Annotated in this window: 19 protein-coding genes and 2 pseudogenes; 17 read left to right on the forward strand and 4 right to left on the reverse strand. The window is 44.1% G+C overall.

Going from position 1 to position 21,028, the window contains the following annotated elements:
- Positions 1-125 precede the first annotated feature (125 nt).
- A complete protein-coding gene (locus KOE27_RS12885; RefSeq protein ID WP_215239270.1) occupies positions 126-1,043 on the forward strand; it encodes a BRCT domain-containing protein in 918 nt (305 codons plus the stop codon).
- Here the strand turns inward: KOE27_RS12885 and KOE27_RS12890 are convergent.
- Both KOE27_RS12890 and KOE27_RS12895 read right to left on the reverse strand, forming a co-directional pair.
- Positions 1,040-2,011, reverse strand: coding sequence for a DUF4238 domain-containing protein (locus tag KOE27_RS12890; RefSeq protein WP_215239271.1), 972 nt, complete (start codon positions 2,009-2,011; stop codon positions 1,040-1,042). The genes KOE27_RS12885 and KOE27_RS12890 overlap by 4 nt on opposite strands.
- 84 nt (positions 2,012-2,095) lie before the next feature.
- Positions 2,096-2,308: a hypothetical protein gene (locus KOE27_RS12895; protein ID WP_215239272.1), complete on the reverse strand. Its 213-nt coding sequence runs from the start codon at positions 2,306-2,308 to the stop codon at positions 2,096-2,098.
- A 221-nt stretch (positions 2,309-2,529) separates the two neighbouring features.
- Between KOE27_RS12895 and KOE27_RS12900 the strand changes: the two are divergent.
- Positions 2,530-2,946: pseudogene (locus tag KOE27_RS12900) on the forward strand (XRE family transcriptional regulator).
- A gap of 83 nt (positions 2,947-3,029) precedes the next feature.
- Here the strand turns inward: KOE27_RS12900 and KOE27_RS12905 are convergent.
- Both KOE27_RS12905 and KOE27_RS12910 read right to left on the reverse strand, forming a co-directional pair.
- Positions 3,030-5,654, reverse strand: a complete 2,625-nt coding sequence (locus tag KOE27_RS12905; protein ID WP_215239273.1) for a hypothetical protein — start codon at positions 5,652-5,654, stop codon at positions 3,030-3,032.
- A complete protein-coding gene (locus KOE27_RS12910) occupies positions 5,654-8,287 on the reverse strand; it encodes a hypothetical protein (protein ID WP_215239274.1) in 2,634 nt (877 codons plus the stop codon). Before KOE27_RS12910 ends, KOE27_RS12905 begins: the two co-directional genes overlap by 1 nt.
- A gap of 356 nt (positions 8,288-8,643) precedes the next feature.
- Between KOE27_RS12910 and KOE27_RS12915 the strand changes: the two genes are divergently transcribed.
- The 15 genes and pseudogenes from KOE27_RS12915 to traN all read left to right on the forward strand — a co-directional run bounded on the left by KOE27_RS12915 (position 8,644) and on the right by traN (position 21,020).
- Positions 8,644-8,811, forward strand: coding sequence for a hypothetical protein (locus KOE27_RS12915; protein WP_215239275.1), 168 nt, complete (start codon positions 8,644-8,646; stop codon positions 8,809-8,811).
- Between the two features lie 73 nt (positions 8,812-8,884).
- Entirely contained in the window at positions 8,885-9,127 is a 243-nt protein-coding gene (locus tag KOE27_RS12920) for a hypothetical protein (RefSeq protein ID WP_215239276.1), read from the forward strand.
- 99 nt (positions 9,128-9,226) lie between these two features.
- Positions 9,227-9,553 (forward strand): DUF4134 domain-containing protein, encoded by a 327-nt coding sequence (locus KOE27_RS12925; RefSeq protein ID WP_215239277.1) that lies wholly within the window; start codon positions 9,227-9,229, stop codon positions 9,551-9,553.
- 11 nt (positions 9,554-9,564) lie between these two features.
- Positions 9,565-9,906 carry a DUF4133 domain-containing protein gene (locus KOE27_RS12930; RefSeq protein WP_215239278.1) on the forward strand — a complete coding sequence of 114 codons (342 nt, stop codon included), beginning with the start codon at positions 9,565-9,567 and terminating at the stop codon, positions 9,904-9,906.
- Positions 9,887-11,893 carry a TraG family conjugative transposon ATPase gene (locus KOE27_RS12935; RefSeq protein ID WP_215239279.1) on the forward strand — a complete coding sequence of 669 codons (2,007 nt, stop codon included), beginning with the start codon at positions 9,887-9,889 and terminating at the stop codon, positions 11,891-11,893. The genes KOE27_RS12930 and KOE27_RS12935 overlap by 20 nt, the downstream gene beginning before the upstream one ends.
- Positions 11,894-12,476: 583 nt before the next feature.
- Positions 12,477-14,138, forward strand: coding sequence for a group II intron reverse transcriptase/maturase (ltrA, locus tag KOE27_RS12940; protein WP_215239280.1), 1,662 nt, complete (start codon positions 12,477-12,479; stop codon positions 14,136-14,138).
- A 110-nt stretch (positions 14,139-14,248) separates the two neighbouring features.
- Positions 14,249-14,722: pseudogene (locus KOE27_RS12945) on the forward strand (TraG/VirB4 family ATPase); the annotation flags it as partial.
- Positions 14,719-15,396: a conjugal transfer protein TraI gene (locus KOE27_RS12950; protein WP_215239281.1), complete on the forward strand. Its 678-nt coding sequence runs from the start codon at positions 14,719-14,721 to the stop codon at positions 15,394-15,396. The pseudogene KOE27_RS12945 and the gene KOE27_RS12950, both read left to right, overlap by 4 nt.
- Positions 15,397-15,404: 8 nt before the next feature.
- Positions 15,405-16,046 carry a hypothetical protein gene (locus tag KOE27_RS12955; RefSeq protein WP_215239282.1) on the forward strand — a complete coding sequence of 214 codons (642 nt, stop codon included), beginning with the start codon at positions 15,405-15,407 and terminating at the stop codon, positions 16,044-16,046.
- Positions 16,047-16,052: 6 nt separating this feature from the next.
- The gene (locus KOE27_RS12960) at positions 16,053-16,685 is read left to right on the forward strand and encodes a TerB family tellurite resistance protein (protein WP_215239283.1); all 633 of its coding nucleotides are present in this window, start codon (positions 16,053-16,055) and stop codon (positions 16,683-16,685) included.
- An 11-nt stretch (positions 16,686-16,696) separates the two neighbouring features.
- Positions 16,697-17,818, forward strand: a complete 1,122-nt coding sequence (traJ, locus tag KOE27_RS12965; protein WP_215239284.1) for a conjugative transposon protein TraJ — start codon at positions 16,697-16,699, stop codon at positions 17,816-17,818.
- Between the two features lie 11 nt (positions 17,819-17,829).
- Entirely contained in the window at positions 17,830-18,447 is a 618-nt protein-coding gene (gene traK, locus KOE27_RS12970; RefSeq protein ID WP_215239285.1) for a conjugative transposon protein TraK, read from the forward strand.
- Between the two features lie 33 nt (positions 18,448-18,480).
- Positions 18,481-18,873, forward strand: a complete 393-nt coding sequence (locus tag KOE27_RS12975) for a hypothetical protein (RefSeq protein WP_215239286.1) — start codon at positions 18,481-18,483, stop codon at positions 18,871-18,873.
- A complete protein-coding gene (gene traM / locus KOE27_RS12980) occupies positions 18,848-20,164 on the forward strand; it encodes a conjugative transposon protein TraM (RefSeq protein WP_215239287.1) in 1,317 nt (438 codons plus the stop codon). Before KOE27_RS12975 ends, traM begins: the two co-directional genes overlap by 26 nt.
- A gap of 28 nt (positions 20,165-20,192) precedes the next feature.
- Positions 20,193-21,020: a conjugative transposon protein TraN gene (traN, locus tag KOE27_RS12985; protein ID WP_215239288.1), complete on the forward strand. Its 828-nt coding sequence runs from the start codon at positions 20,193-20,195 to the stop codon at positions 21,018-21,020.
- Positions 21,021-21,028 lie beyond the last annotated feature (8 nt).

Genomic DNA, 21,028 nt, shown 5'->3' on the forward strand with positions numbered 1-21,028 from the left:
CTTTCAAGCCGGCGAAGCTAAGTCTTCATAGAGCCATCAAATACCGTTTAATAAGTTGTCCAATTTTGTAGAAGTAGGTAACATAATAAAGTCACTTGTTGGCAAAAACCTAACTCAAACTCAAAATGCTCAACACCTCCCACTTCGACATTTACGATAGCGGTTCGTTCCGCCAATTCTGCGGGCCGGCTCAGGTTCACAAAGATTTGAATACGCTTTACGGGCTGATTGTCGGCATTCAGGCTGATGGTCACATTAATGACAGCGAGATTGAAATGCTCCGCGGGTGGATCGGCTCTGTTTCCAGCTTGCAGGCCAAAGCTCCTTACAACAAGTTTGTCGCCAAGATCAATGCCATTATCAGCGATGGTGTCGTTACGGCAGAAGAGGCGGAGGACTTGATCTGGCTTTGCAAGAATTTCCTGGATTACAACCGGAATCCCTATTATGATGTGATAACCTCTTCGACGCAGCAGCTAGGCGGCTTTCTGGCCGGGATTTCGGCGGACAAAACGATCAACATCGAAGAGCTCACTGCCCTCGGCAACTGGTCATCCGAAAATGCGCCGATGTTCAAAACCTGGCCCTTTGACACGCTGCTGCCCGCCATTGAGCGAATTCAGGCCGAAAGGCAACTCTCGGCCGAGGATCACAGCGAGCTGCTCACATTCTGCCAATCCATTACATCCATCAAACCAGCCGAGCAAAAAAAGGTGAACATCCCCATCAAGTTGCCGGAGCAACAGGTTTCGATCCTGATACAGGAATGCACCTTTTGTTTTACCGGAGAGTCTTCGAGGTATTCGCGGAAGGAACTGGCGCAGATTGTTGAAATGTACGGAGGCATTGCCGCCGACTCGGTGACTGCAAAACTGCACTACCTGGTGATATGCGACGTGCGAAATCCTGCCTGGGCATTTGAAATGTATGGGAGGAAGGTAGAAAAGGCCATGAATATGAAGAAGAAAGGCGCCGGGCCGGAAGTGGTTTTTGAGGAGGATTTGTTTGCGGCTCTGAGTGATTTAGGGCTCTTACGTACCTAAACACCATGCCTTTTTTCTTCAATAGACTTCCATTCATCGAACACTCTCTTAACTTTTTGCAGATGGTCAGAATTGCTTGCATAAATATCATCTACGCAATTCCACGCTACTAAAGAATTAAACAGTGTGACCGTTTCTGTCGGTGCCTTTTCATAAAGAACCTTCTGAATATCAGTGTTTTGAATGGGATATCCATAATGCTTCATGTGAAGGTACTTACGAGAATTAATTGGAAAAATAAACTCAAATGGACCCGCCATTGGCGCATAACCTTTCTCAGTCTGCAAAAATCCAGGATTGTCCGAAAGGATAAACTGATGATCATTCTCGCAAGTCAAAACAGTCCAAACACTGTTAACATGTTTTTCTATCATTATTTCCCGATGCCGAGTTTCCGGTTGGAGGGAATTATTAATCAGAAAGGTATTGTGAAGATCCTTGGGAGTTCGCTGCGCAAACATTAACGTAGCTAAGTCATCCATGGCATCTGAATTTTTCAAAAGGCCTTTGTATAGTTCATAGTTTTCACCCTCGAGGGCCAAATCAGTGAAGTTTTTCTTAAAAGAATCCTGCAATTTTTTGTTTCCCGCCTCGTCAAAAACCGCATTTCGTACATATTTCGTTCTGGTTCTCAAATGAATGATAATATCACTTAGCCTAATCTTCTCATCCATGGAAATTGTAGGAGTCTCATTTTCAAGAATCTTCCACAGCTCCAAAAAATCACCCTCGTAGGACTGGTTCAAGGTATTTTCGACGTACAAGGGATCCACAACATCCGATGACAAATCAAAATAAAATTGGTCGACTTTATAGTAATTCTTCTCATACCCAACGGCCGCCGGAAAGAATGGCTTTCTAGCATGAGCAAATGGTTGTCGAACCTTAAGTCGGAAGAGTTGACCATTCACATTGGTGAACTTTTTTAAAAAAACTTGTGGGATTATGTGATGATCTTTTGAGGCCATAACAGATTGATTTTGTAGGCCTAAAACAAAAAGCTAGAGAGAAAAATTCGGCATAAATTAGCTGCGACAAACTCGTCCGGATAATCAGCTTTTCATCTTCCCAACATCCTGGAAGAAAAACACCAGCTGTTTGAAAGGGACAAACCGGTCGTGACCTTTCGGGTCATAACCGGATTCCCGGCTGAAAAATGTGAAGCCGGTGTACATATCCCAAAGATCTTCAATCCAGGTCTCAGCGTCACTTTGGCTAAGCAGCTCTTTGACCTTCCGACCATAGGCTAAGTAAAGCTGGTGCAATGCCGAGCCTTAAGACTCCTTTGAGTGTGGCAGTGTGTCTAATTTGTTGATTATAAGTTTGGTTCAAAAGCCTGCGTTTACATTTTCTGCTAAGCACAGGCTGCCGTGGCTTGTTCCCAACGCAACCGGCCGGTAACATACATTGTGATCTCGGTAACATATCCGAGCACTTCCGGGCAGATTTATATAAATTACCTTTTTTAACCAAACCCCCTTTCCACATGGCACATACTACCTCCACTCCGAAGATCCACGAGGGCTGTAACTTAAAACGATTCAGAGAGTTATGTAACTACAAGCAAGACGCGCTGACGTTTGAGCTCGGCGCAGATTGAAACCAGCAAAAAATCTCCCTCCTTGAACAAAAAGAAAAGATCGATTCCGATATTTTGGAGCAAGTCGCGGCGATTCACAAAATCCCGGCTGAGGCGATTCGGAATTTTGATGAAGATCAAGCTATCACGGTTATTTCCAGCACCTTCAACCACAACGCCGCTGTTGTGAACAATAATCCCGTATTTCATCCAATTAAAAAGCTCATTCAGCTTCACGAAGAGAAGATTGCTTTGTATGAGCGGATGTTGAAGGAGAAGGATGAGATGATGGGGAAATTGGAAAGATTAATTGATGGTAAATAATTTTTCCTATTTGAGTATCCAGACGCGCTAAATAAAAACGGAAATCTCTTTCCATTTCCTAATGTTTTCATCAGAATAGATAACTATAAATTGAAACTTTGCTCTAATCCCATTTTTCTTATGTTGTCAAGCCACTGGTAAATCACTGTCGGGGAATACCTTGGTCGACCGGAAGAGTCAAGCTCTTTTTCCAATGCAATCGCCATTAACGCATATTCATTTTCAAGCGAGGTGTTGAATATTCCCTGGTCGTCTGTATTAATGGAGACGAAAAGCTGAGGACATTCATCAAGTAATGCGTTAGAAGTTTCTAGTCCCAAGTTATAGAATTTCATAATTGGATGCTTTGCATAGCTTCCAAAGGTACCAATAAGGAAATTTGACGTTGGATTACATTCAACTCCAATATTTAATGACTTAACATGGTTCCGGTACAACCGCTGCACTTCTGCTACTAACTTTATGTAGTCTTGCGTAATCTCAAACTGACGAATGCTCGCGCCTTCTGACTTTACACGAGGATTGAAATGGTATTGCTGATAGAGCCATTGTACTGCTCGGCTTTTTCGGATCTGCGAATTGCTCGGGTACGAATAATTTATTTTACATCGATCCCAGTAAGTCAAATTGGTAATCTGATCCAAATTATTAGTATCAAATTGGTATAGATTCGGATCATCACCCCTCAACTTCCATGAATCAAAAAAAACCATATGCGAGAAGTATGTGTTTTTTTGAGTATTGTCAAGGCTGTCTGAGTAAATCTCTCGAAATAGGCCTTCGTAAGTTTTTTCTAACCTGTTCACTTCCGTCCTGCAAATGTCTATGCCAAATTTCCGTATTCTAGCCAAAAGCCAAACAATATTATCTAAAATCATTTCCTTCGGAAGCATCAACTTCATTTTCTTAAAGCAATAAAATTCTGCAACGTCAATACCGAGAGCGAGGGCATGACCAACTCTATCTCCCTGATTTAACCCTAAAAAAAGAATTGCTTCGTCGATTGCTCTAATTCCATCTACAACATCGTAAAAATCTTCTCCAACGTGAAAGGTAGCTGAAAGCTTATGCTCTGATTGTGACATCCGGAGTTGATTCTGCGCACCGCTGAGCTTATGATCCTTCAAGTATCGGAAAGCGTGAGCAAACACTTCTGGCCTTGCCGAAAATTCAGATGATGCTGCGTCAATACCTCTGATCAATTGCGATTTGTCGTAAAATGACTCACGTAGCCCAACTATGGCAAATGCCTGACGTTTAATCTCTGATCTTAGCGCTTGATGACGAGATGTCACACTACTTACAAGAGCATTTTCTATTCTTTGATCAGATTTTTTTATAAAATGCAGGGTATAAAAATGGCGTTCGGTTCTGATTGATTCAGATTCGTTAGTAGACTCCAGCATTGGATAGTGTCGTTGAATAGCCTTTTCATCAATCATAGCATGATATTTGTCAAGGCTGTCTCGCAACTGGATAGAGGTGAGCTTTGGAGCAATTCTTGTCTCAAAGCTCAATAATTTATTAAATTTCAAAGAATCATTAACTGCCATTCCAACGAAGGCAACCTCATAAATGCTCCCTTCTGTAATAAATAATTCTTTTCGATCTTGGTATTTTAGGAAATTACCAAACCCAGTCTTTAAATTAATCTGAATTAGTTCAGACCTCAATGTATATTTGATCAACAGATATGCATAAAGTAAATGTTGATACGAAAGGAAGCTTGGGTCATGGGTATAAATTAACTTAAAATTTTCATAGAGGAATTTTCGTTCACCAACCAAGAGAAATGAGCCGTTAAAATTTTGATCAGACATTTCCTTTGGAATGGCATAATCCGCGGCCTGAAAACCCCCATTGTATTTAAAATGATATCCCATCAAATACCGTAATGTTTCAATTTCCTCTATTACGGATTCTCGATTTAAAACTAACTCATAGGAGTCAGTATTATTTGATGGATTACCCAATAAATTCATATTTATTTCACCAACACTTACACCGTTGATTTTACAAAATAGCCATTGTCTAATATATGCTGCTTTGAGAACCAAAATGTTAAGCTGTTTTTCCTTCACGTTGAAAGAATTGGAAACAGAGGTGAGCAATCGCAGATCCGCACTGAGTTTCCGGAAGGCACTCTCATGGCTACCTGGATGGTTCATTAGTGACATCCAACTTAAATCAAATACAGGTCCCGAACCCTTCAAATGGAAATGATTTTCTGCTATGCCTTGGTTTAACATTACTCTTAGGCGGCGATTATTAGATGAAATCACCGGACGCCATGCAAAATAGTCTCTCCTACGCTTGGACCTTACATCCATATATGCCAAATACGAGCATGTAAATAGATCTTCACCCAGCGGGTGAGACATTTCACGCCATTTCAGCAAATGCTTATACTCCACAAAAGGCTCCAAATTGCTTTCTGTCAATACATGCTTGGTAAAGTGTACTAATAGGTAATAAATTGATTTCTTTCTACTTTGATGGTAATAGTCCAGAAACCAATCCTGGTCTAGTTTTTGATATACATTTATTATCTCTTCCAAGCCATAGTGCGTGAATAAACTATAACCCTTTTCTAAAAAATCTGCCTGACTGAAAAAGGGGTGAAAAGACTCATTCGCTCCTGCGGATAGAACTTTATCTGGGCACTGCTTCCCAAAAATTATGTTAATAGCATCCTGTAAATTGTCCATCAACGCATCTGATTTAAATAGTTTTTGATACGATTAAGGCCATCCTCGAGATCTAAATCCATGAGTTTTCTAAATTCCTCTAGTTTTTCTCTCGGGTAGGAGCTATCTGCAAAACTCTTAACAACAGTATTCATAGCTTGCTTAGCCCCCCGTGGAGACTGCTCTTGTGGATTGGCAAAATATCGATTGTAATTTCGCAGCAATTCCCGAGCTGTATTCTTATCTTGTTGGCTAAATGTCTCTCTTTCGTCAGACATATCGAACAAGCCGTCAACAATATCAAACACATTCCGATTTTCGTCCATGTCATTCCATTTATGATAGACAGGATGATCGACTACCTTATGTTTGAGATCCAATGCAATGTAAGGGTACTTTTCCTTGATTCTGTCCAAAGCCTGATCGGCGCTTATCAACATATAGTCTTTTATCGCCGCGCTGTAACTTCCGACACTATCACTTTTATGCTGTCTCTTACTGATCTCATCGAGTGTCTGCAAAAACTCTAAGTAAAACATGTTGTTGTTGAGGAAGCTTTGGAGGGAATTTGACTCATTCCATTCCAACAGTTCTCGATACAGTTGACTACTATTAGCATCTTCGCTAGTCTTCATCAAGGAACGCCATACGTCAGTCGCAAACATGCTGTTGGATAATGGAGCTAGAGGGGAAAATATGGCATGTTCAATATTCCCTCCTTGACTATTTAGTTCTTTAAAAAATGGGCTTTCCTTTTTGTCGCGATAGTCATTTTGATAAACGCCTAGAAATTGAATAAAAAATCCCAACCAGTATCTTTCTTCATCGCTCAATTCATCCCATTGATTGAGTCTAAAAGTGACCCAATCTCTCCTTTTACCGCCTCTTCGCTGAACAGGAAATACTTCGTTATATCCGTTGAAGTATCCGCCCATAGTTGCTTGCATCAGCTTGCTGGGATTTGACCTTTCCATAATTTTGGTTCTGACGGCCAAATAAATAGAAATATAATCTAAAAACTTAACGGCTAACTCATCGTGATTTCTTACGTTGTCATAAAACCTCTTCAATACAGAATAAGTATCACCTAAGGAAACGTTTCCTGGATTTTTAGGATACAAAAGATAATTAAAATCGTTTTTATTGGAAATATCGAAATGTTCTCGAATGATACCCATAAAATTTAAAAAGTGAAGATTCATCATTTGGAACTCTTGTTTTTCCAAATTTATAAAAATGTCGACCAGTTTTGAAGGGAGCTCATTTTGGGCAATATCAACGATATAATTTTTAAGATTTGAAAGACTGTCGACGGACAGCGTTATAGCACCAATCAGGCTATGAACTTGACGTAATGTATTTGGGATAATAGCGTTCAGCCGGTAGGTGGGCTTGTTAATAAATACACCGGTCTTGCTGTAAATTAGATCCAGCACTACATCTTGCAAATTGTTGCCAACAAAAACCTCTGTTCCGATTTTATCCGATTCGGCATATTGTGATAAATAATTAAGTGGCTTATTTTCAGTGAAAAGTTCCTTATCTATGTTTATAATAAACTTGTCAATTTTAGGAGTAACATATTTACCTTCGCGAAACTCGATTGGTAAAGGATTTGTGTCAGTTATCACCGGCATCGACAGTATATGAGAAAGAGGAAAAAGCTTTTCGACGTATCTGTTTGCTTGAATTCTCAATGGGTCGATATGAAAATTTCCTTCTCTTGGGCCATTCTCATTTATGTTAATTCTCTGCGAATATCCTCTACCTTCATTTATTGTAATGGTGTGGCTTGTTTTCCGATCTTCAAACCTAGCTGGTAGTCTCCCAAACTGGTTTAAAAAATTATTCTCGACTGATTGATAGACCTGCTCTATTCTGCAAGAGACGAGGATTAAAATTTTATGCTGAATTAAGAATTGTCGAATGTCTTCGAGCATTTTATAGGTATCTGCCATGTTTAGATCAAAATCATCAATGGCAATTACAAGAAATTCACATTGCTCCACTTTATCGAGGTACACGTCAATAAGACTTGTAAAACTAGAATACAAATTACTGCCGTAGGCTAGCGCACTTAACGCATCAATAGGCTCACGATCATAAATGTACTTTTTTCCTCCGTTTATTACTTTTAGATTAGTGAATACTTTTTGAAATTCTTTTAATACCAGCCTTTTGTCATCATGATTTATCTCCTTTCCTGAATTTGAGAAACTATTTTGAAATTTGGAGAACATCTTTGCGACGATAATTTCAAAGAGTGTTTCCTCTCCTTTGAATAAAGAGGGATCTATAATATCCAAGGAGGCAAATTTTCTGTTTATTATTTCAGAAATAGGGAAATCCAAGAAAAAATCAACTTTTTTGAATTTTTGTATGTTCGTCAAACTTTTCAGGAACGAAACCATCGACGAACTCTTTCCTCTACCTCGTTCTCCTGAGAAAACTATTATGTTGTTGTATACATCCAAATCAGATTTAGCACTTTCATTTTGCCTTACTATTTCATAAGTGTTCCGGAATGCATCCTTATAAATTTTGAAAAATATGGATTTAGAAAATTCTTTACCATCTTCAATTCTTACTTTATATTCATCTGAAATATCAATAAGGAGAGTTGTCGAATGCTGATTGTTTTTCAATGAATTCATACTGTATAGAGGTTTAATTTTATCAATATGGGCTATGACTGCTGCAACTAAATATTCTGCGAAATCCTCTGGCATCAAACTCCCCATGCGGGGGTATATTGTTCAGCAGGGCTTGTGTAAAAATCGTAATTTAAATCATATTTATTCAAATCCAAACGCCACATACTCAATCCCAGGAGCTTTGTATAAATGAATTTTAACACTTATCTTATAAGACCCTGTTATTTTCGGGTACAACAGTCGCAGCAGGGGTACAACAAAAAGTTGTACTTGAAGAGCTTTGATTTCTGATGTTGTTTTGTCATGTCCTTTCGAGAAAGGCAAGAGCATTCATCCACTTCAAAACAGCTAGGCTTATGTTACCACATTTCACCTGGACGGATTACTCTCTGGCAGTGGCGGTTATTGGGATTGTCTATTATTTGATCGTCGGTGCGCTGTTCTACCGGCAGGAAATCAAAACGTTTTTCAGCTCGCAAAACAAGCTTTGGCAGCGGGCGGAGAAGCCTCCCCCGAGCGGCTAACCAACTAAGTGAGCCGGAGGCTGTTGAAAGCGAAAAAGCTGAACGGAAAAGACCACCCTGGCAAAATGAAGAAGTGTTCGGTAAGGTGGAAGAGCTGGCCCAGCAAATCAGGATCAGCATATCGGAAGCCTGCCAAAAAGGATATGAACGGAGAGACCTGATCTTTCTGATCCAGCTATTAATCAAATACTTTTCTGCCATCAAAGGCAGCCCGTTCCGCCCGGCGATCGATAATGTGATCACTTCGGAATCAGCAAAATATGGCTTCATCAACCTCAGTGCTGTAGAGCTAGAGGAAGTCTGGAAGGAGGTTTAATGATGAGCCCGCTCTCCTGCGCTCCCTGGTCAACCGATCAGGGAGCTGCAAGGAGACAAACCAAGCAAATCAATTCAAAAACAATAATCAACGAGGCGTATGAAATGTGGGAAAGCAGCCCTTTCGATCAGGGCAAAACAAGTATGGGCATCAGCATTGCTCGCAGTGGTGACAACCGTGGTCAAAGCGCAAGACGGTGCGGCAGGTATTTCAGAAGCGGACAGCCAGGTGCGTAGCTATTTTGAGCCGGGTACACAGCTTATGTATGCCATTGGCGCGGTACTTGGTCTAGTAGGCGCAGTGAAGGTCTTCCAGAAATGGAATGCCGGGGACAATGATACCGGCAAGGTCGCAGCGGCGTGGTTTGGCAGCTGCATTTTCCTCGTAGTGGTGGCTACTGTGCTGCAATCTTTCTTCGGCCTATAAAGGTAACCGTTATGGCGGGCACAAGCGTTTACCAAATCAACAAGGGGATCAATACGTCCATTGAGTTCAAGGGTCTCAAAGCGCAGTACATCTGGTATATGGGTGGGGCGGCAATCGTGTTGTTTGCAATTTATACACTGCTGTATATCTGCGGGATCCGTTCTTACATCTGCGTGGGGATTGTGGTTTGCCTGGGTATTCCGATGATCATGGGGATTTACCATTTGAGCTCGGCATATGGAGAGCATGGCGTCACCAAGATGCTGGCGCGGCGAAGTATTCCCAGATATGTGAAGTCTAATTCGAGGCGCATTTTCAAAACCAGCACGATTAATGGAAAAGTTACTGGATGATCTGATCCCGATCATGGATGTGGAGCACGATTGTATCCTATCCAAGCAGGGAGACATCACGGTGGTATTTCAGGCAGATTTGCCTGAAATATTCACCCTCTCTGACCACGACTATGAGGCGTTTCACCAAACGTGGGTGAAAGCGCTCCGCGTGCTGCCAGCACATTCGGTCTTCTACAAGCAGGATTGGTTTGTCGACAGTCGCTATCAGCCGGACTTTTCCCGTGAAGACAAAAGTTTTTTGTCCATGCAAAGCGAGCGGCATTTCAACGAGCGGCCGTTTTTGGATCACAGCTGCTACATCTTCATCACCAAAAAGCCAGCAAACCGGAAGGTTTCCAGCTCGCTGGTATCAAACCTGGTCAGGCCAACGCTGATGCCCGAGGAAACGATGGACGAGAAAGTATTGCAGGATCTGCATAGCTGTGTCGGCCAGTTCCGCCACATCATGGAAGACAGCGGATTTGTAAAGCTGCGCAGATTGAAAGACAATGAGCTTTGGAGCAGCGGCGCGAAGGCAGGAATCATTGAACAGTATTGTTACCTTTCCGGCAAAGGTGAGCCATTGATCAAGGATATGCAGTTTGATGAAAACATCCGGATCGGCAGCCAGCACTGTCAGCTCTACACGCTGGCAGATACCGAAGACTTACCGGCAACCTGCGGTTCGCAAAACAGCTTCGATCGGTACTCAACCGACAAGACCAAATTTAGCATTGGGTACGCTTCCTCATTGGGCCAACTTTTGAGCTGCAACCACATTTACAACCAATACATTTTCATCGACGACGGGCCGAAAACGCTCAGGAAGATGGAAACCAAAAGGTTGCGGCTCCAATCGCTGGCAGCTTATTCCCGAAAGAATGCGATTGCGCTCGACGCAACAAATGCATTTCTGAATGAAGCTATATCAGGACAGCGGATGCCGGTGAGGGCGCATTTCAATCTGCTGGTTTGGACTGAAAAGCAGAAAGAACTCAACGAGCTGAACAACAAAGTTTCCGCAGCACTAGCCCAAATGGAAGCTGTCGCAAAAAAGGAGACAACTGGTGCACCCCAGATTTATTGGGCAGGCATTCCCGGCAACGCGGCGGATTTTCCAATGAATGAGACGTTTGATTGTTTCGCCGAGCAGGCTTCGTGCTTTCTGAACCTGGAAACAGGTTATCGCTCTTCGATCAGTCCGGTCGGCTTACGGCTAGGTGATCGGCTCACCGGAAAACCTGTTCACGTCGACATCAGCGATGAGCCAATCAAAAGAGGGATCTGTACGAACCGGAACAAATTCATTCTCGGGCCCTCCGGAAGTGGCAAGTCGTTTTTCACCAACCACATGGTCAGGAGCTATTATGAGCAAGGCTCGCATATTGTGCTGGTGGATGTGGGGCACTCTTACAAAGGCTTGTGTGATCTGGTGAATGGCTACTATTTCACATATCAGGAAACCAATCCAATCAAGTTTAACCCGTTCCATATCGCAGAGGGGGACTCGCTGGATACTGAAAAAAAGGAAAGCATCAAGACGCTGATCTTGGCACTTTGGAAAAAGGACAATGAGGTTTTTAAGCGGAGCGAATATGTGGCTTTGTCCAATGCGCTGACATTGTACTACGCCTACATTAATGAATACGAGGAATTCGCCTGTTTCAATACCTTCTACGAATTTCTGAGGGACGAGTTTGTGCCGATTCTGGACGAGGACAAAGTCAAAGATAGGGATTTTGATGTGGCCAATCTTCTTTATGTTTTGCGGCCATACTACAAGGGAGGGGAATTCGATTACCTGCTGAATGCGACCGAAAACATCGATCTACTGAACGAGCGGTTTATCGTCTTTGAGCTGGACAACATCAAAGATCACCCAATCCTGTTTCCGGTCGTAACGATCATTATCATGGAGGTTTTCATCAGCAAAATGAGGAAGCTGAAAGGGATCAGGAAGATGATATTGATTGAAGAAGCCTGGGTGCGACGAGAAGCCGCATAAGTGATTGTCTGGCAATATGACCAGACCCGCTGTTTCGTCAGCGGTAACCTACCGACACATGCATCGCTGGTAACGGTGGTGTGTGAAGCTGTCGGGACAATGCAGCCTTCCTGGAAAGGAGGAGCAAAAGCCGTGAGGCTGCGCAACTGTCCCTAGTATCAGGGGATATGGGTGCTAGGTTGAGTGGTATGGCTAACATAAGTGAACCGTCGTTTGAACCGCCGTAACTTCGAATAAGCCAAAGATACTGATAGGCTTTAACCCAAAATGGGACGCAGTCGGCTACCCCCGTCCATGCATGGGGTACACGAACAAAGCACTGCCGGTGGATAGACGGGGCCTAACCCACTCATATGTCACTTATGCGGAACTCGGTAAGCCCGTATCGTTCCTGCACTTAGGGCAGGAAAGCAAACCGTAAGGCGAGCCGATAATGGTGCGGGTAGAGGATTGCAGAGAAAGCGAAAGCCATCTGATAATAAGATGGATAGGGGTTTAAATGTCACCCCACGCGAAAGCGGGCAGACTTCTGCATGGTAACTTATTACAATAACCTTACAGAACTTTCAAAGGAGGAAAGCAAATGAACGTAATTAAAAAGACGTGTGCGCCTGCCAACAAGGCCGAAAACTGGGACAGCATAGACTGGGCCAGTTGTGAGGCTGGTGTCCGAAAGCTGCAAGAGCGTATTGTAAAAGCTCAGAAAGAAGGCAAACATAACAAGGTGAAAGCCCTGCAATGGATGCTGACGCATTCGTTCCACGCCAAAGCTTTGGCCGTGAAACGAGTAACTTCAAACAAAGGTAAGAATACAGCGGGTGTGGATGCAGTTCTCTGGTCTACGCCAAATGCAAAGTATCAGGCCATTACCGACCTGAAAAGACGGGGATACCAACCCCAACCGTTAAAACGGGTGAACATTGCCAAGAAGAACGGGAAGCTACGCCCTTTGGGCATACCTACCATGAAAGACAGAGCCATGCAGGCCTTACACCTGATGGCGCTGGAACCAGTGACGGAAACCATAGCTGACAGCCACTCGTACGGCTTCCGCAAGGAACGCAGTACGGCCGATGCCATGTCACTTTGTTTCAATCTGCTTTCAAAAAGGGTATCGCCACAATGGGTATTAGAAGCCGACATCAAGGGATGCTTCGACCACATCAGCCATCAGTGGTTACAAAACCATGCGCCAACCGATAAGGTAGTGCTGCAAAAATGGCTGAAAAGTGGATTCATATTCGAAAAGAAACTATTCCCGACAGAAGAAGGCACTCCGCAAGGAGGTATCATTTCCCCTACTCTTGCCAATCTGACCCTGGATGGCTTGCAAGTCTTACTTGCAGAAAAATTCAGAAAGAGACAGGCTAATCTGGAATTGATTGTTCCAAAGATAAACCTTGTCCGCTATGCTGACGATTTTATTATCACGGGTACTAGCAGAAAGCAACTCGAAAACGAAGTGCTGCCCCTGATCAAGGATTTTCTATCGGAAAGAGGGTTAGAGCTCTCCATGGAAAAAACCAAGATTACGCACATTACAGAGGGGTTTGACTTTCTTGGCTTCAACATCCGTAAATATGATAACGGCAAGCTTCTGATTAAACCATCCAAGGACAGCCTGAAGCGATTCTCCGAAAAAGTGGCGGCAATCATTGATGCCAATAAAACTAGTCGGCAGGACGTACTCATCAGGCAGTTGAACCCAGTTATCACGGGATGGGCAAACTACTATAAAAGCTGTGTAGCATCCGAGACTTTCAGGAAGGCAGATTCACTGATATTCAAAAAGCTGTGGGCATGGGCTATGAGAAGGCACCCCAAAAAGGGCAAGTTCTGGGTCGCAAGCAAGTATTTCCGCAAAGTCAAGAACAGAAACTGGACATTCGCCGTCGATACACCTGACTTTAAGAGCAGAAACGAAGTGTTCTCTCTGAAAAGGTTGTACGACACAAAGATACTCCGCCACGTTCAGATTAAGCAGGAAGCTAACCCCTTCGATCCTGAGTGGAAACCCTATTTTGACCAAAGGGAGGCATACAAGATGCTCGAATCCCTTGGGGGTAAGAAGTCGCTACTCCACTTGTGGAAGCGGCAAAAACGCACCTGCCCCTTCTGCGGCAAACTAATCGGACGAGAGATCCCCTGGGGTACTATTGCCCTGATGGAAGAAGGACAAAAGAGAAACTTCCTCGTTCATGATGTCTGTCGAAGAAGCTACCACCAATTAAAATTGAAGTTATGATGAGCTGGTTCCTACTTAGGAATTTTAAGTTACCTGAGCCGTATGAGGGGAAACTCTCACGTACGGTTCTTAGGGGGGAAAGCGGGAGTAATCCTGCTGACCTACCCGACAAGGCGATCGCAAAAGAAGGCATGGCGGATTACATCAAATACCTTTTCAAAACGGTCCGGAAATATTTGGGCGAGGCGATTGTAGTTACTCAGGAAGTAGAGGACATTATCAGTTCTCCCGTAGTCAAGCAGGCCATTATTAATAACAGCGACTGCAAAATCCTGCTAGACCAGAGCAAGTATCAAAACAAGTTTGGCCAGATACAGGAACTGCTTGGCCTGACTGAAAAAGAGAAAACACTTATTCTTTCCGTAAACAAAGCCAACGATCCGCTCCGGAAGTACAAGGAGGTTTTTATCAGTTTGGGAGGGACGCTCTCACGAGTGTATCGCACCGAGGTGAGCTTGGAGGAGTATCTGTGTTACACGACCGAAGAAAGCGAGAAAATCAAGGTGATTGATTACGCGGCTCGTTTCGGCAGCATGCAAAAAGGGATTGCGGCATTGGCAGAGGAGATCAGATCAACATCATGAGAAAGAACATTCTATTTTTCACATTGGCCTTCGCACTTGTCGCGACACCGGTCAAGGAAGCAGAAGCAGCGAATCCTTGGGCGGCGATTATCAAAGCAGCGATTAAAAAGGTAGTGAAGGCGGTCGATTTGATGATCCAAAGGCGGCAAAACAAGGTAATCCGGCTCCAAAATGCACAGAAAGCTATTGAAAACACAATGGCGAAACTGCAACTGGATGAAATCACCGACTGGGTAAAAAAGCAGCGGGATCTTTACAAAAAGTACTACGACGAGCTCAAAAAGGTCAAGGGAGTCATCGCTTATTACTTCAAGATCAAACAGATTGCTGACAAAAACTCAAAGTTGGTCGACGAATACCGAAGGTTTTGGGGATTGGTTTCCAATGACAAGCATTTCACCACACAGGAGCTAGACTACATCTTCAAGGTGTATGTAGGCATCCTGGAAAATTCCTCCAAGAACGTTGACCTGCTGAAAATGATTGTCGAGTCCTTCACGATGCAGATGACTGATGCTAAACGGCTTGAACTGATCGAAAATGCGGCTGACAAAACCGACCAGCTATATAATGACCTGACTAGGTTCAACCAGGAAAATGCGATGCTAAGTATCAGCCGGGCCAAAAGCCAGCATGAAGTGGGTGTGATGAAAAAGTTGTACGGGATCAACTAACCTGGATTATGAGAACAGTCCTGATTATCCTGACCATGATTTTCATCAATACGAGCTTGCAGGCGCAAACATTCAAGGAATGGTTCCGGCAAAAAAAGACGCAGAAGAAGTACCTGATCGAGCAGATCGCCCAGTTGAAGATCTATTTGGAGCTCACAGAAAAAGGCTACAAGATCGCCAAGGAAGGCTTAACGATGATCGGCGACTTGAAAAGAGGTGAATTCAAACTGCATAAAAACTACTTCGATTCATTGAAGGTGGTCAATCCGAAGATTGCTGATCTACCGAAAGTTGAATGGATCGGGACATTTTACGGAGAGGTCAAAAGCGTGTGTAGCTCCTGCATTTCGAAACTCAGTCAAAGTGGGTATTTGACAAGCGATGAGCTGGCTTACCTGCGATCGGTTTTTGATCGTGTAACTGCGGACTCGGACAAAATCCAGACGACTATAAAAGAGATTACCAGTGACGGGAACCTGGCTATGACCGACAACGAGCGATTGAAAAGGATCGACGAGCTTTACGATCAAATTCTTTTCAACTACACGTTTTCAAAGGCGTTTTGCAACGAATCCGCGGTGCTGGCAGCAGCCAGGATGAAAGAGAAAGAGGATGTGGTAACCGGCCGACAATTACACGGCGCAAATTGAAACGCAATGAGAATCGCCCTGATAGTACTTATAGCAATCGCGTTGGCCGTTCCGAACCAGACAAAAGCGCAAACTCCCGAGGTAACTCAATTGATCTTAAACATCCAAAAGCTGAACCAGCTGCGGAAGATCCTCAAAGAATTGAAAGCTGGGTATGACATTCTTTTTAAAGGTTATACGACGATTAAGGATATTTCCAAAGGAAACTTCAAGCTTCACGAGGCATTTCTGGACGGGTTGCTAGAAGTAAGCCCAGCTGTGAAACGCTACAAACGCATTGCAGAAATCGTGGATTTTCAATTGAAACTGGTTTCCGAATATCGAGCAGCGTTCGCACAATTCCAGTCAGGGAAGTACTTTAATAAGGACGAGCTGGATTATATGTCAAGGGTTTATGCCCGGTTAATCAACCAAAGCATTAAGAATCTGGACGCACTTACAATGGTGGTGACTGCCAAGAAAATGCGGATGTCGGATGATGAACGCCTGGCAGCAATCGACAAAATTCACGAAGAGATGCAGGATCAATTGATATTCCTGCGCCATTTCAATTCAACTGCCGCCACACTCGGCTTGCAGCGTGCCAAAGTTTTTGTGGAGGTAGAAACGAGTGCACACCTAAACGGCGTCAATCCATAATCCAAAATTTTATGAATGCATTGATTAGAACCGCCTTAGTAGCGGTGATTGGCATCGCTTTGCCTCAAATGGCTTCTGCACAAGGGTATCCAGATCAGATCAGCGGACTGCATAGCGTGCTCGACAAGCTTTATGATGAAATGATGCCGATGTGCGCAAAGTTGATTGGCGTAGCCAGGGGAATAGCAGGGTTTGCAGCAATCTGGTACATAGCAGCGCGCATTTGGCGACATCTTGCAAATGCGGAAGCCATCGACTTTTATCCTCTGTTCCGGCCATTTGCGATTGGGTTTGCCATTCTGATTTTCCCTTCGGTGTTGGCGATGATCAATGGGATCATGTCGCCGGTAGTCAACGCCACCGCTGCAATGGTGGATGGCTCGAATGAGGCAATCACCATCCTGTTGAAGAAAAAGGAGGAGGCAATTATGAAAACCAACGCGTGGCAAATGTATGTGGGCGCAGCGGGCAATGGCGACCGGGACAAATGGTATAAATACACGCACGGAAATGAGGAGCCTTCGGGTGAAGGAATTTTCGCAAGCGTAGGCAATGATATCAAATTCTCGATGGCCAAGGCTTCCTACAATTTTCGCAACTCTATCAAGGAGTGGCTGAGCGAGATTTTGCGGCTGCTGTTCGAGGCTGCTGCGCTTTGCATCAATACGCTGAGAACATTTCAGTTAATAGTGCTCGCCATCGTTGGGCCGATTGCTTTCGGAATTTCAGTTTTTGACGGGTTCCAGTTTACGTTAACCGGCTGGATTGCCAGGTACATAAACATTTTCCTTTGGCTGCCAGTCGCAAACATCTTCGGGGCCATCATCGGAAAGATCCAGGAAATGATGCTGACGCTGGATATTAGTCAGGTTGAAGGTGCGGGTGATACCTTTTTCAGCTCTACGGACTTAGCCTATCTGGTATTCCTCATTATCGGTATTGTCGGGTATTTCTCGGTTCCTGCGGTTGCAGGGTTCATTATCCAGGCAGGGGGCGGAAACCCTTATCTGTATAAGGTAACCACACTTTTCTCTCAAACGGCGACCGGTTTCGGCAACAGAGCATTTCCCGCTGGCGGTGGCTTCGGGTCACTACCGAGAAACACGGCGATGCCTAAATCTCAGAATTTTTAACCAATCATGTCATGTTTACAAAAGCCAAAAATCTGGAAACAGCATTCCGGCATGTGCGCGGATTTACAATGCTGGTGGTGGTGGGCTGCATAGGTTTCTGCTGCTTTGCGATCTACAAAAGTTATCAGCTGGTGGATGAAACTCAGGACAAAGTCTACATCCTGGCAAGCGGAAAAGTGCTCGATGCCTATGCGTCTGAACGAAATGAAAATATTCCGGTCGAAGCCCGGGATCATGTGGCCACCTTCCACCGGTACTTCTTCACCCTCGACCCTGACGATAAGGTGATACAATCCAATTTGGTAAGGGCTCTTTATCTGGCAGATGTCTCAGCCAAAGCTCAATATGAAAATTTGAAAGAGTCGGGCTACTACGCCAGCATCATCTCAGCGAACATTAGCCAACAGATCAGCATTGATACGGTGGAGGTGAAGACCGAAGATTATCCTTACCAATTCCGATGTGTTGCTTCCCAGCGCATCATTCGCTCCACCAGCATCGTCACCCGGCGATTAGTGACGGAAGGCTTTCTTAGAAGCGTGTCCAGAAGTGATAACAATCCGCATGGATTCCTGATCGAACGATGGACAACGCTTGAAAACAAAGACATCAATGTTCAAAACCGATAGCTTATGTTTTACAATTTCAACAGACACAGACACATGGAGGCGGAAATGGCCGACAGTCTTGGCCGCAGTGTACCAGAACCAGCCAAGTTTCAAGGAAATCGGAAATGGGGACTTTGGAAAAGAATCACTGTGAGGTTGGCACGACTGCCGCTGAAATGGCAGCACGCGCTGTTAGTTGCGCTACTCTCGGGTGGAATCGGATACAGTTTTTCGCTGATCCTGCCCGACTATCAAATTGCCGCATTGTCAAGGGTCTTCACAAACGATAGCAGAAACCAAAAGATAATCAAAGCGGCGACGCCAAGTCCTCGCCAGCAGGCTTTTGAAGCGTATGTCGACAGCTTAGAGCATGCACACGTCCGGGACAGCATTTATCAATCACAACAAACCGCAAAAGGTTATGCAGAACAAACCATACACCCGTAAATTCTTACAAAAGCGTAAGTTTTATACAGTCCTGCCACTTCTGGTTTTTCCATTTCTCACATTGATCGTCTGGGCATTATTTGGCAAGGGAGACGGAGGATTGGTTTTATCAAAAGAGCGAAAAGGGTTGATTATGAGCCTTCCAGATGCCTTTTTGAAAGATGAGAAGGATTTGAATAAAATGGGCTACTATAAGAAGGCTGCCGAAGATTCTGCAAGGCTCCGTGATCTGATTGAGAAAGACCCGTACTATCAGGACACGCTACTTGCCTCGAAATCCGGCCCTTTGGGTGTGCCGCTCAAAAATCTGGAAGGGCCGGGAAAAACTAAGAAAGGAAGCGCTGGCCAAACTTCTGAAAATGCTGATCCGGCTGACAAAGAGGTGTTCAAAAAACTTCAAGAACTGGACAAGGTCTTATCAAAAACCAGCAATCCAAATTTTGACGATCCCGCTAAGCCCAAAGTAGCTGCGGCACAAGAGGAGGATACAAATCACGAGCGACTTGCGCAGTTAGAACAGATGATGGCTGGCCTTGGGGAAGAAGACGAGCCAATCACTGAGGTCGATCCGGAAATGACCGAGCTCAATGGAATGCTTGACAAGATAATGCAAATTCAAAATCCGGATCTGCAACTTGAACAGACTCGAAAGCTATCGCTTGAAAACAGAAAGCAGGTCTTTCCTGTAACAGCGGTCACTGACCAAGTGCATTTCACCTTTCTTAGTGGGCAGCGCGAACCCGAAGATAGTTTAAAGCATCTCACTTCGAATCAGATAAATGGTTTTCATTCGCTAGAAGATCATCGAGGTGCGAGCCAAAATCAAAACGCAATTGAAGCGGTGATCGATCAAAATCAAACGCTCGTGACGGGAGCTACCATCAAATTTCGGTTGACCACGGACGTCTTTATAGCGGGCACTCGTATCCCGGCCGGTAGTTTTGTGTTCGGAAAGAGCAGCCTCAATCAGGAAAGGCTTCGCGTTAATATTGAGTCTGTCAAGTCTGGAAATTCTTTACATCCCGTCAGCTTAACGGTTTATGACATGGATGGAATGGAAGGAATTTACGTTCCCGGCGCACTTTCTCGCGATGTTGGTAAACAGTCCTCTGACCGTGCGATTCAAGGGATTAACATTCCAATCATCGACCCTTCTTTCGGCGCACAAGCCGCAAGTGCAGGTATCGAAGCTGCGAAGACATTTCTCGGCCGAAAAACAAAGCTTATCCAAGTTTCATTGAAGGCTGGCTATAAGGTGCTTCTCAAAGACGCCAACTCCAAACCGATCTAATCTCAATTCATTCTAAGATTCAACTATCATGAGAAATTTTCTTTTGAGTCAGCTACTGCTATGCCTGAGCTTTGTCGGAATAGCCATTTGCCAAGGCGTCGAAACGAGCGCTATACAAGCAATTCCACTTGAAATCACCACCAGCAAAACTACCCACCTAGTATTTCCATACAACATCAAAACGGTGGACCGAGGGAATGGAGAAATCCTCGCGCAAACGGCAGCTGGCTTTGACAACGTCCTGCAAGTCAAAGCCGCTATGGCATCTTTCGATACGACCAATCTGACTGTTATCACAGGTGATGGGACGCTTTACTCGTTTATAGCGAGCTACTGTCCGAATCCTGTCTCAATTAATATAAGAATCGGTAAATCAATGAACGTTGGCGCTACGTCAGTAGCAGAACCAAACGAAGCGGAGATTGAGCATGCGTTAATCCAAGCTAGTCAAAACGATTCCAGTAATGTCAGTATAAAAGATCAATCTTCTCAGGCAAAATTAGAGCTATCAGGTATTTACATCTGCGGCGATATTTTGCTTTGCAAACTGACGCTTACCAACAATTCGCCTATCAAATATGATATCGAGACCCTTACGCTTTCCATCAGGGACAAAAAACGACCTAAGCGTACAGCGATTCAGGAAACCTATATCAAGCCATTCCGCGTGCTGAGTGATACGACCTCAGTCGGCCCAAACGCGCAGCACACTTTCGTTTACGCAATACCCAAGATGACAATTCCGGACAAAAAGCTTTTGTCAATCGCGCTCTATGAAAAAAACGGCGGCAGGCATCTGAACCTTAAAGTTCGAAACAGGCATATCCTGAAATCCCTTCCATTGACGACTAAATAATTCAACCT

Source organism: Dyadobacter sp. CECT 9275 (assembly GCF_907164905.1).
Lineage (GTDB): Bacteria > Bacteroidota > Bacteroidia > Cytophagales > Spirosomataceae > Dyadobacter > Dyadobacter helix.

What these genes read in the sequence shown, in the direction of transcription:
- KOE27_RS12885 (WP_215239270.1), top strand. Translation starts at nt 126, where the DNA reads ATGCTCAACACCTCCCACTTCGACATTTACGATAGCGGTTCGTTCCGC.
- KOE27_RS12890 (WP_215239271.1), bottom strand. Translation starts at nt 2,011, where the DNA reads ATGGCCTCAAAAGATCATCACATAATCCCACAAGTTTTTTTAAAAAAG.
- KOE27_RS12905 (WP_215239273.1), bottom strand. Translation starts at nt 5,654, where the DNA reads ATGGACAATTTACAGGATGCTATTAACATAATTTTTGGGAAGCAGTGC.
- KOE27_RS12910 (WP_215239274.1), bottom strand. Translation starts at nt 8,287, where the DNA reads ATGAATTCATTGAAAAACAATCAGCATTCGACAACTCTCCTTATTGAT.
- KOE27_RS12915 (WP_215239275.1), top strand. Translation starts at nt 8,644, where the DNA reads ATGTTACCACATTTCACCTGGACGGATTACTCTCTGGCAGTGGCGGTT.
- KOE27_RS12925 (WP_215239277.1), top strand. Translation starts at nt 9,227, where the DNA reads ATGAAATGTGGGAAAGCAGCCCTTTCGATCAGGGCAAAACAAGTATGG.
- KOE27_RS12930 (WP_215239278.1), top strand. Translation starts at nt 9,565, where the DNA reads ATGGCGGGCACAAGCGTTTACCAAATCAACAAGGGGATCAATACGTCC.
- KOE27_RS12935 (WP_215239279.1), top strand. Translation starts at nt 9,887, where the DNA reads ATGGAAAAGTTACTGGATGATCTGATCCCGATCATGGATGTGGAGCAC.
- ltrA (WP_215239280.1), top strand. Translation starts at nt 12,477, where the DNA reads ATGAACGTAATTAAAAAGACGTGTGCGCCTGCCAACAAGGCCGAAAAC.
- KOE27_RS12950 (WP_215239281.1), top strand. Translation starts at nt 14,719, where the DNA reads ATGAGAAAGAACATTCTATTTTTCACATTGGCCTTCGCACTTGTCGCG.
- KOE27_RS12955 (WP_215239282.1), top strand. Translation starts at nt 15,405, where the DNA reads ATGAGAACAGTCCTGATTATCCTGACCATGATTTTCATCAATACGAGC.
- KOE27_RS12960 (WP_215239283.1), top strand. Translation starts at nt 16,053, where the DNA reads ATGAGAATCGCCCTGATAGTACTTATAGCAATCGCGTTGGCCGTTCCG.
- traJ (WP_215239284.1), top strand. Translation starts at nt 16,697, where the DNA reads ATGAATGCATTGATTAGAACCGCCTTAGTAGCGGTGATTGGCATCGCT.
- traK (WP_215239285.1), top strand. Translation starts at nt 17,830, where the DNA reads ATGTTTACAAAAGCCAAAAATCTGGAAACAGCATTCCGGCATGTGCGC.
- KOE27_RS12975 (WP_215239286.1), top strand. Translation starts at nt 18,481, where the DNA reads ATGGAGGCGGAAATGGCCGACAGTCTTGGCCGCAGTGTACCAGAACCA.
- traM (WP_215239287.1), top strand. Translation starts at nt 18,848, where the DNA reads ATGCAGAACAAACCATACACCCGTAAATTCTTACAAAAGCGTAAGTTT.
- traN (WP_215239288.1), top strand. Translation starts at nt 20,193, where the DNA reads ATGAGAAATTTTCTTTTGAGTCAGCTACTGCTATGCCTGAGCTTTGTC.